Genomic DNA, 9,375 nt, shown 5'->3' with positions numbered 1-9,375 from the left:
GTGTGTCACCTCTGGCTTCCCAGGCATTGCATATGCCCAAGCGTTTAGCTTACAGTAAATCAGCCGAATCTAAATATACCTGTTTCTGGCACTATACAGGGGGTACCAAGCGTATCGGATACTGGGCTTGATAGCCCATCAAGCAAAGCTTCATCTCTAACCTGCCGGTCGCTTCAAGACACAAGGGACAACCTTGCCCACCTTGTTTGCGAATCCAGCTTAAAAGTTGCTTGATGCCATTAGCATCATTGCTAAAGTTCTCGTTGGTATAGCTCTCATCACTAAATAATAATGCCACATCTAAAGTTTTCTTTGCGACATCCACGCCAATGGTGGTAGCTTGTTTAGGTTTCATCATCCTCCTCCGTAATTGCTATTAAGTAGATGGTATGTGATCATAAGCGTGGTCTGGGAAAGCTCTGACTACGACGCTTAAACAGGTAAATACGAGATCTAATAAGTCCCAAGCTGCCTTTCGAGTTCTATAATCAAAGTGCCAGAGGTGTATCAATCAGTTGCGCGAACTTTTAGTTCATGCCTCGAAGCGGTGTGTCACCTCTGGCTTCCCAGACATTACATATGCCCAGGCGTTTAGCTTACAGTAAATAAGCCGAGTCTAAATGTACCCATCCTCTATTCGGCTGTATTTTCGTTGTGTCCAGAAGAATAATTTTGCACCGTTTCTATCAGTACCTGTAAATGATCGGGATTGGTCGACGGATAAATACCGTGCCCCAAGTTGAATATATGCCCTGAGTCGCCACCGAAAGCACGCAGCACCCTTCGTGTTTCGGTTATCACCGCTTGCTTGGATGCCAGTAATATCGCTGGGTCTAGATTGCCTTGCAGAGCCACATGTTTGCCCACTCTATGCTTTGCTTCACCAATATTAACAGTCCAATCCAATCCAATTGCTTGACAGCCAGTTTTTGCAATGGCTTCCAACCATAAACCACCGCCTTTAGTAAACAAGATAATCGGTACATCCGAATAGCCTTGGTCTTTGAAGACAGTAATCAACTTTTTCATTGGCGTAAGGGAGTATTGCAAATAATGCTCTGAGGTCAGTACACCACCCCAAGAGTCAAAGACCATCACGCACCGACAACCGGCCTTAGCTTGAGAAGCAAGATACAAGCCACCTGCAGTTGCGAGCAATTCCAGCATACTCTTGAAAATATCGGGATAATCTAGCATCATTTTTTTAACCAAAGAAAAATTATGCGCACCTTTGCCTTCTACCATGTAAGTAGCAAGCGTCCACGGACTACCGGTGAAACCGATCAACGGAATGCGTCCATCCAATGCTCGGCATACAAGGCGCACGGCTTCGGCAACATAGTCGAGCGTTTCCCCATCTGGCAAGTTCAATGCAGCCGCTTGCTTCTCGCTGCGTATCGGGTGGTTAAAGAAGGGACCTTGATTTTCTGCAAAATCAAGCCCCAACCCCATAGCATCAGGTATCGTCAAAATATCGGAGAAGATAATGGCCGCATCCAGAGAATAACGTTCAACCGGTTGTAATGTGACTTCGCAAGCAAGTTCGGGCGTTTTGCATAGAGTCAGAAAGTCGCCAGCTTTTTTACGCACTCGGCGGTATTCGGGTAAATAGCGACCTGCTTGGCGCATAATCCACACTGGTGTTCTATCAACTGGGCGATGCGCAATGGCGTCTAAAAGACGAGTATTCGGTTGCTTATTGCCCATTTATGCAACGCCTAAGTAGTTTAGTATGCCTTTGGCAGCCTCTCGTCCTTCAAATACCGCAGTGACAACCAGATCCGAACCGCGCACCATATCGCCGCCAGCAAAAACCGCCGGGTTGGCTGTTTGAAACTTGTGCTCACTCGGAATGGCACCATTGACTTGTACTTTGCCGACTGCATCAGTCGATATGCCAAACTCGGCAAACCAGGGTGCTGGACTGGGTCTAAAGCCGAAGGCAATGATCACTGCATCGGCAGGAATAATCTCAGCACTATCTGGCACGATCTCCGGTCTACGCCGCCCACGGTTATCAGGTTCAGCCAGGCGGGTGGATACCACCTTTACACCTTCGGCACGAGATTGACCGATGATTTCAACAGGTTGCCTATTGAATAGAAATTGTATTTTCTCAGCCCTCGCATTGCGCACCTCACGCCTAGATCCCGGCATATTCTCTTCGTCGCGACGATAAACACAACTCACTGCAATCGCTTTTTGCCGGATCGCAGTGCGTACACAATCCATTGCGGTGTCGCCACCACCCAACACCACCACCCGACGACCCTCCATGCTGATATATTCATCGCCATTTTGTTGGTAATGCATCAGGCGGTTGATATTAGAGATAAGAAAAGGCAATGCCTTATACACACCCGGTAACTGTTCACCTGGAAATCCGCCGGTCATTGCAGTATAAGTTCCCATGCCCAGAAACACTGCATCGCAGGTATCAAGCAAACTATTAAACGGCATAGCAGGACTGCCTATTTCTATGTTTAAACGGAACTCGACACCCATTTCTTCCATCATTTTGCGACGGGCTAGAACTACTTCTTTTTCCAGCTTAAAAGGCGGGATGCCAAAAGTTAGTAGACCGCCAATTTCCGGATAGCGATCATAAACTATCGGCTTCACACCGTGGCGCACCAATACATCGGCGCACGCCAATCCGGCCGGGCCGGCACCGACGATTGCAACCTGTTTGTCGGTCTTTAAGACATTTGATAAATCCGGTTTCCAACCGATTTTGATAGCTTCGTCAGTAATATATTTTTCCACTGCACCAATCGTTACCGCACCGAAACCGTCGTTGAGTGTGCACGCCCCTTCGCATAGACGATCCTGTGGACAAATACGCCCGCAGATTTCCGGCAAGGAGTTTGTTTTATGCGAGAGTTCGGCAGCCTCAGTGAGGTTTCCTGCTTCTATCAGCTTGAGCCAATCCGGAATATAATTATGCACTGGACACTTCCATTCGCAATACGGATTGCCGCATTCAATACATCGACCCGCTTGTTGGGATGCTTTTTCAGGACTAAACTGTCCGTATATTTCATCCCATCTCTTCAAACGAACTTCTACTGCTGTCTTTTCCGGACTCTGTCTGGGAAGATCAATAAATTGGGTTAAATTTGCCATTATCAAATGATGCGCGTTAAACAAACCTAATTATAAACCATGTATCTATAATGGTTTTGATTTGCTACAACCGGAATTAAAGGATGTCTTTTTACTGTTTGGTGGCTGGTTCTCGGATAAACCACCTTGTTTAGGTTTATTTTTCTTAAATCCAAATATATGCCTATCTAATAAGCCCATTGAAGTGAGGGGGACATCAGATGATTCGCTGTCACTCGGTTTCCTCCTGCTGTCTTTATCTTCGCTCTAGGGCATTTTTTTAACTACGGTCGTCTATTAGAAAGACAATTACTATATAAACATGAAACGAAATTATATTACCACTATTATCATAATAAAATGGCATCTCAATCATCGTCGGTGTGCCATCTCGCCATCTATTCCGATTGTGATAACACCTTCGTCAATAACACTATAGAACAACAGATATCCCGTGGACTGAGCCAATTCAGCAGAGCTTTACACAAAAAACTCAAGCAAAACCTTAACAAACCATTTAACGATGCGGACGCCGACCTAAAGCAATCTCCCTTTGAACCCACATGATGATGGGTGTGCCGACGATGGTGGGTATAATCCATGCCCATATAGAATAGAGTCCAACCTCGCCAGTGAGAAACTCCCAGTTGACAATCAGAAACGCCGTAATCAGTGCAATAAAGGATCCTCCTTGACATGAAACATGTAAAGGCAACCAATTCTGCCGTCGAGCACGCGCAGATAGATAACCCAGCAGCGCTAGCGCATAGGAACCTATGGCTACAGGCAATAGCCACCAAATACGCGGCCAAGCCAAAACACATAACAATATGGCAGTCAAGCATACAGCAAACATCAGCCAATGATACAGCACTCCCCCTTTGGTATGGATCCCATAATGCTTGCGCGAGCGCATAACAATTAAACCCAGAGCGATTGCAATAAATCCACTACCAATATGTATCATCAGAGAAATTTCTGCTATATAGGGAATTACCCCAGTCAACGAACTATACATTTTTAGATGGCATCTCAAAGCGGAATTACACCGAATAGCTGTTCGGTAATTTCTAAATAAAAATAAATTATATTTCTCATGTCTTATAGTTTTATGTCTAAGACACCCTCATAATCGCGGAATTATAACATCATAGTGTGTTAAAATATGATAACTAAAAACACCCTTTATAAAAGTTTAACTCCAAGTATGCTCTTAACCCTCACATCCTCATTCTATGGCCTACGATTCCTCTAGTATAAAAGTCTTAAAAGGGCTGGAAGCGGTTAGAAAAAGGCCTGGTATGTATATCGGTGACACCGACGACGGCACTGGCTTGCACCGGATGATTTACGAGGTTGTCGATAATTCTATAGACGAGTCTCTAGCCGGCCATTGCGACGAAATTGACATCATTATAGACGAAGCCGGCGGGGTTATTGTCACCGATAATGGGCGCGGTATACCAGTAGATGTGCACAAAGGCGAGGGACGATCGGCAGCTGAAGTGATTATGACGACTTTACACGCTGGCGGGAAGTTTGATGAGAATTCTTATAAGGTGTCGGGCGGTCTACACGGTGTCGGGGTGTCGGTCGTCAATGCATTATCCGAATATCTCGAATTAACCGTCTGGCGCGACGGCAAGACCTACACGCAAAAGTATGCTATGGGTAAGCCGCTAAACGATTTGACTACCGTTGAAGGTAGCAAGAATAAACACGGCACCCGTATTAGATTTGTGCCTAGCAAAGAGATTTTTAGTAACATTCGCTTTGAGTATAAGCAGTTGGTCTTTCGCTTGCGCGAATTGGCTTTTCTAAACTCAGGCATCAAGATTAAGTTAGAAGATCAAAGTAGCGGGCAAACTGCCGAGTTTAATTACGATGGTGGCATTAAAGCGTATGTCGCTCACCTGAACAAAAGCCGCACCGCCCTGCATCCGAACATCTTCCACTGCCTTAGTAGGGCAGACAAGATAGAAGTAGAAATCGCTATGCAATGGAACGATGGTTATATTGAAAATATACACTGCTATACGAATAATATTCCGCAACGCGACGGTGGTACCCACCTCTCAGGTTTTCGCACCGCACTGACCCGTACACTAAACCGCTATATCACCAAAGAGAAACTTTCCATTTCCGGCGAGGACACTCGCGAAGGATTGACCGCAGTGGTATCGGTTAAAGTACAAGACCCCAAGTTTTCGTCGCAAACCAAAGAGAAACTGGTGTCGTCGGAAGTGAGTGGTGCAGTCGCTTCTGGGTTGTCGCATAAGTTCTACGATTTTTTACTTGAAAACCCCGCTGAAGCAAAGGCTATTGTCGGGAAAATAGTAGAAGCATCTCGGGCGCGCGAAGCAGCTCGCAAAGCACGCGAGATGACACGCCGCAAAAGTGTGTTGGATATCGCCGGCTTGCCCGGCAAATTAGCCGATTGTCAAGAAAAAGACCCGGCCTTGAGTGAACTATTTCTGGTTGAGGGAGATTCTGCAGGGGGCTCGGCAAAACAGGGTCGTGATCGTAAAACCCAAGCCGTGCTACCTCTCAAAGGGAAAATCTTAAATGTAGAAAGAGCCAGGTTTGACAAGATGCTCGCATCCGCCGAGGTCGGTACTTTAATCACAGCTTTGGGGTGCGGCATAAAAGAAGAATACAATATAGAAAAACTACGCTACCACCGTATTATTATTATGACTGATGCCGATGTAGATGGCTCCCATATTCGCACTTTGTTGCTAACTTTCTTTTTTCGTTATCTGCGTGAACTGGTCGAACACGGTTACTTGTATATCGCACTCCCACCACTTTATAAACTTAAAAAGGGGAAACAAATACAATATTTAAGAGACGACGATGAACTAGATAAATTCCTGCTAAAGTTGGCAATTAAAAATGCTCGTTTGATAATCTCAAATGATAAAAAAGCAACCGTGCTAGAGGGAGAATCTTTGAAATCCCTAATCTCAGAATACTTGGCAACCACTAAAGTTATAGAACGCTTAGCCCGTCGCCATGACCACTTGGTTTTGAAACAAATGCTTTTCATACCATCGCTCTCGGCAGGCGAAGAGAAACACCAGAAAGCGATGCAAAGCTGGGCCAGCCACTTGCAAAAGTTGTTGCACGCAAACTGCCCACCAGGTGTGCGCTACACGGTGCATAGCGCAACATCGGATGCGTTACTCACGGTGGTGCGCGAAGTACACGGCTATCAACAACAAGACACCTTTTTAGAGGGTTTTTTCCAATCCGCCGATTTCGGTATGATACGCAATATGGCGGATAGCATAGCTACCCTGATTAGCGATGAAACTTATGTTGAAGCGAATGAAACAAAGCGCTTGGTAACCAACTTCGGCGAGGTAGTAGACTGGCTGTTTGCACAAGCGCGATCAGGGCTGACGGTGCAGCGTTATAAAGGACTGGGTGAAATGAATCCTGATCAACTGCGAGAGACGACGATGGACCCGGCGACCCGACGAATGATGCGCGTCAAAATAGAAGATCTCTCTATGGCTGACGAGGTGTTCTCGCAACTGATGGGCGACGAGGTTAAACCCAGAAGAGACTTCATAGAAAACCACGCATTATCAGTCATCAATTTGGACATCTGAACTCTCACACATCCTGTGCAGCATAAGACCTTCAAAGTGGCATCGTGGAATGTTAATTCGATACGCTCTCGTCTTAAGCAGGTACTGAATTGGATTGATCACGCACAAGCCGATGTACTGGCGCTGCAAGAAACCAAAGTGCCCGACGAACAATTTCCGATAAATGATATAGAGGCTGCTGGCTATCAAGCAATTTTCAGCGGACAAAAAAGCTACAATGGAGTTGCATTGTTGCACCGTAGCACGGTGCATGATACACGCACTGAAGTGAACGGCTTAGACGACGGCGAGAAAAGGGTCTTGGCGGCAACCATAAACGGCATACGTATCATCAACCTCTATGTGGTCAACGGTTCTGAGGTGGATTCCGAGCGCTACCGACATAAACTCAAGTGGCTGGAAAATGTCTGCGCCTTTATTAAAGCCGAGATGAGGAAATACCGACAACTTATTGTCTTGGGCGACTTTAATATCACACCCAGCGACGCCGATGTGCATGACCCGAAGAAGTGGGCGGGGCGTATTTTATGCAGCCAAGCCGAGCGACAGAAACTCAAAACTTTCTTTGATTTGGGGCTTGCCGACACTTTTCGTTTATTCGAACATGACCGCGAGCACAGCTATAGCTGGTGGGACTACCGAGACGGTAGCTTTGATAAAAACGCCGGATTGCGTATAGATCTCCTACTTGCCAGCTCAGCCCTGTGCGAATGTTGTGTATCCAGCGCTATAGACAGACAACCGCGTATGTGGGAACGACCGTCTGATCACGCGCCGATAGTCGCCGAGTTTGTATTACAGTAGTCTAGGAATTTATAAAAACAGTTCCAATAATACAAAAGATCAAATTTTTATAAGTAATGTATAATTTATTACTGGGAATTGATACTTCCCCTAGCAACAGGCACTAGTAGAGTAATAAGGGAGCGTGATACTATATTTACAATGGCTAAGCTAACAATTTTAACCTATCCTGACCCGAGATTGCGCAAAAGGGGGGTGCCTGTTGAGGTCTTTGACGAGGAAATTATCCGCATTAAAGACGATATGCTTGAGACTATGTACGATGCCAACGGCATCGGCTTATCAGCTACTCAGGTTAATATTCAGAAAGCGATATTGGTTGCAGACATATCCAAACATAGAGACCAGCCTATGTGCTTGATTAATCCGAAAATTATTGCTGTAGAAGGGCAAGAAGAAATGGAAGAAGGCTGCCTGTCAGTGCCTGGTATCTATGCTCGTGTGCAGCGGGCCGAGCGAATAGTTGTTGAGGCGCTAAACGAGACTGGTGCTCCGCTACAAATAGAAACCGATGGACTACTTGCGGTATGCATACAACACGAAATAGATCATCTTCAAGGCAAACTGTTTGTTGACTATCTGTCGTCGGAGAAACGCAGGCTGGTATTGGAAAGAGTCAAAGAAATTAAACGCTCCGGCAAAGTACCGCAGCGCGAAAAAGTCCCTTATGCGCTTGATTAATATGCTGTCAAAAGCCAAGGAGCTGTGTAATTAGGTTCACACAGACCTAGAGGCAGAGATTATTTTTGCATATTAGGTGCATTGCCACCACTCTTCATTGCACCTTGTTCCGATGGCAAACTATAAAAATTAGTTGTTATGAAAATAATCTTTGCCGGAACACCCGAGCCTACGCTACCAGTGTTCAACACCGTTTTGTCGTCGCGGCACGATGTCGTGGCAGTTCTGACTCAGCCCGACCGCCCGGCGGGTAGAGGCTTAAAAAAACGCCCAAGTGCGATTAAACAAGCAGCCCTTCAACACGGCTTAGCAGTCATACAGCCCGAACAAATTGAACGACAAGAAATAGAGTGTATCGCCGCTCTGCAAGCGGACCTAATGATTACGATGAGCTACGGCAAGGTGCTTCCTGATGAATTACTTGCTAATCTGCCGGTGGGATGCGTCAACATTCACACCTCACTATTGCCGCGCTGGCGCGGTGCTGCCCCCATTGCTCGTGCTATTGAAGCAGGAGATACCGAAACCGGAATTAGCTTGATGCGCACGGTCGCCGAACTGGACGCTGGTCCTATCATCACGCAACATCGATGTTCTATCACTGCAACCGACACTGCTGCGAGTTTAGAGCAAAAACTTTTTACTTTAGGTGCCGATGCAATCGGTGCCTTGCTAAATTATGAGGATCACCTTATACGCGCATTTATAGCACAAGCACAACACCAATCCGACGAAGGTATCAGCTATGCACCAAAACTCAAAAAACAAGAAGCATGGATTGACTGGCAGCATTCAGCATATAAAATTGCTTGTAAAATTCGTGCTTATAACCCTTGGCCTATTGCGCAGACCTACATAGGAAAACAGATACTAAGAGTCCTATCGGCACGCGTTTGTGCATACGATCTTGAAACTGCACGGCTCAAAATTACCAAACGAAATGTATACGCAGGTTGCGGAGAAGGTACACTGGAATTACTCGAGGTGCAACCACCCGGCGGTAAACCTATGACGGCAACCGCTTATGCAAACGGCCATAGAATTGCCGATACTATGCTAAGATAAAACCTTATAATTATCAGGTAATCTCCTTGGTTAGGATTTTATAATGAAAGAGATTATAAAATTACTTAAATATCTTCACTTATCAAATTCTGTGACTAAAACT

At 45.8% G+C, this 9,375-nt stretch carries 8 protein-coding genes; 4 read left to right on the top strand and 4 right to left on the bottom strand.

Annotated features, from left to right (window positions below):
• Nucleotides 1-91: 91 nt before the first annotated feature.
• From GDA45_06845 to GDA45_06830, 4 genes are all read right to left on the bottom strand, one after another.
• The gene (locus GDA45_06845) at nucleotides 92-355 is read right to left on the bottom strand and encodes a transposase (GenBank protein MBC6414579.1); all 264 of its coding nucleotides are present in this window, start codon (nucleotides 353-355) and stop codon (nucleotides 92-94) included.
• A gap of 278 nt (nucleotides 356-633) precedes the next feature.
• On the bottom strand, nucleotides 634-1,707 hold the full coding sequence (locus tag GDA45_06840) for a uroporphyrinogen decarboxylase (protein MBC6414578.1): 1,074 nt from the start codon (nucleotides 1,705-1,707) through the stop codon (nucleotides 634-636).
• The gene (locus tag GDA45_06835; GenBank protein ID MBC6414577.1) at nucleotides 1,708-3,129 is read right to left on the bottom strand and encodes an FAD-dependent oxidoreductase; all 1,422 of its coding nucleotides are present in this window, start codon (nucleotides 3,127-3,129) and stop codon (nucleotides 1,708-1,710) included.
• A gap of 493 nt (nucleotides 3,130-3,622) precedes the next feature.
• Nucleotides 3,623-4,123: a DUF2306 domain-containing protein gene (locus GDA45_06830; GenBank protein MBC6414576.1), complete on the bottom strand. Its 501-nt coding sequence runs from the start codon at nucleotides 4,121-4,123 to the stop codon at nucleotides 3,623-3,625.
• 217 nt (nucleotides 4,124-4,340) lie between these two features.
• On the opposite strand from GDA45_06830, the gene gyrB reads away from it, so the two are divergent.
• From gyrB to GDA45_06810, 4 genes are all read left to right on the top strand, one after another.
• Nucleotides 4,341-6,722 (top strand): DNA topoisomerase (ATP-hydrolyzing) subunit B, encoded by a 2,382-nt coding sequence (gene gyrB, locus GDA45_06825; GenBank protein ID MBC6414575.1) that lies wholly within the window; start codon nucleotides 4,341-4,343, stop codon nucleotides 6,720-6,722.
• A 15-nt stretch (nucleotides 6,723-6,737) separates the two neighbouring features.
• Complete coding sequence (gene xth, locus GDA45_06820) at nucleotides 6,738-7,526, top strand: exodeoxyribonuclease III (GenBank protein MBC6414574.1); 789 nt, start codon at nucleotides 6,738-6,740, stop codon at nucleotides 7,524-7,526.
• A gap of 141 nt (nucleotides 7,527-7,667) precedes the next feature.
• Complete coding sequence (def, locus tag GDA45_06815) at nucleotides 7,668-8,207, top strand: peptide deformylase (protein ID MBC6414573.1); 540 nt, start codon at nucleotides 7,668-7,670, stop codon at nucleotides 8,205-8,207.
• Between the two features lie 138 nt (nucleotides 8,208-8,345).
• Entirely contained in the window at nucleotides 8,346-9,272 is a 927-nt protein-coding gene (locus GDA45_06810; GenBank protein MBC6414572.1) for a methionyl-tRNA formyltransferase, read from the top strand.
• The last annotated feature ends 103 nt before the right edge of the window (nucleotides 9,273-9,375 follow it).

Source organism: Chromatiales bacterium (genome assembly GCA_014323925.1).
In the GTDB taxonomy this organism is placed as follows: domain Bacteria; phylum Pseudomonadota; class Gammaproteobacteria; order Poriferisulfidales; family Oxydemutatoraceae; genus SP5GCR1.
This window is presented reverse-complemented; position numbering and strand designations above follow the sequence as displayed.

Excerpts from the sequence above, each read along its gene's own strand:
- GDA45_06810 (MBC6414572.1), top strand. The coding sequence starts at position 8,346 with ATGAAAATAATCTTTGCCGGAACACCCGAGCCTACGCTACCAGTGTTC.
- def (MBC6414573.1), top strand. The coding sequence starts at position 7,668 with ATGGCTAAGCTAACAATTTTAACCTATCCTGACCCGAGATTGCGCAAA.
- gyrB (MBC6414575.1), top strand. The coding sequence starts at position 4,341 with ATGGCCTACGATTCCTCTAGTATAAAAGTCTTAAAAGGGCTGGAAGCG.
- GDA45_06845 (MBC6414579.1), bottom strand. The coding sequence starts at position 355 with ATGAAACCTAAACAAGCTACCACCATTGGCGTGGATGTCGCAAAGAAA.
- GDA45_06840 (MBC6414578.1), bottom strand. The coding sequence starts at position 1,707 with ATGGGCAATAAGCAACCGAATACTCGTCTTTTAGACGCCATTGCGCAT.
- GDA45_06830 (MBC6414576.1), bottom strand. The coding sequence starts at position 4,123 with ATGTATAGTTCGTTGACTGGGGTAATTCCCTATATAGCAGAAATTTCT.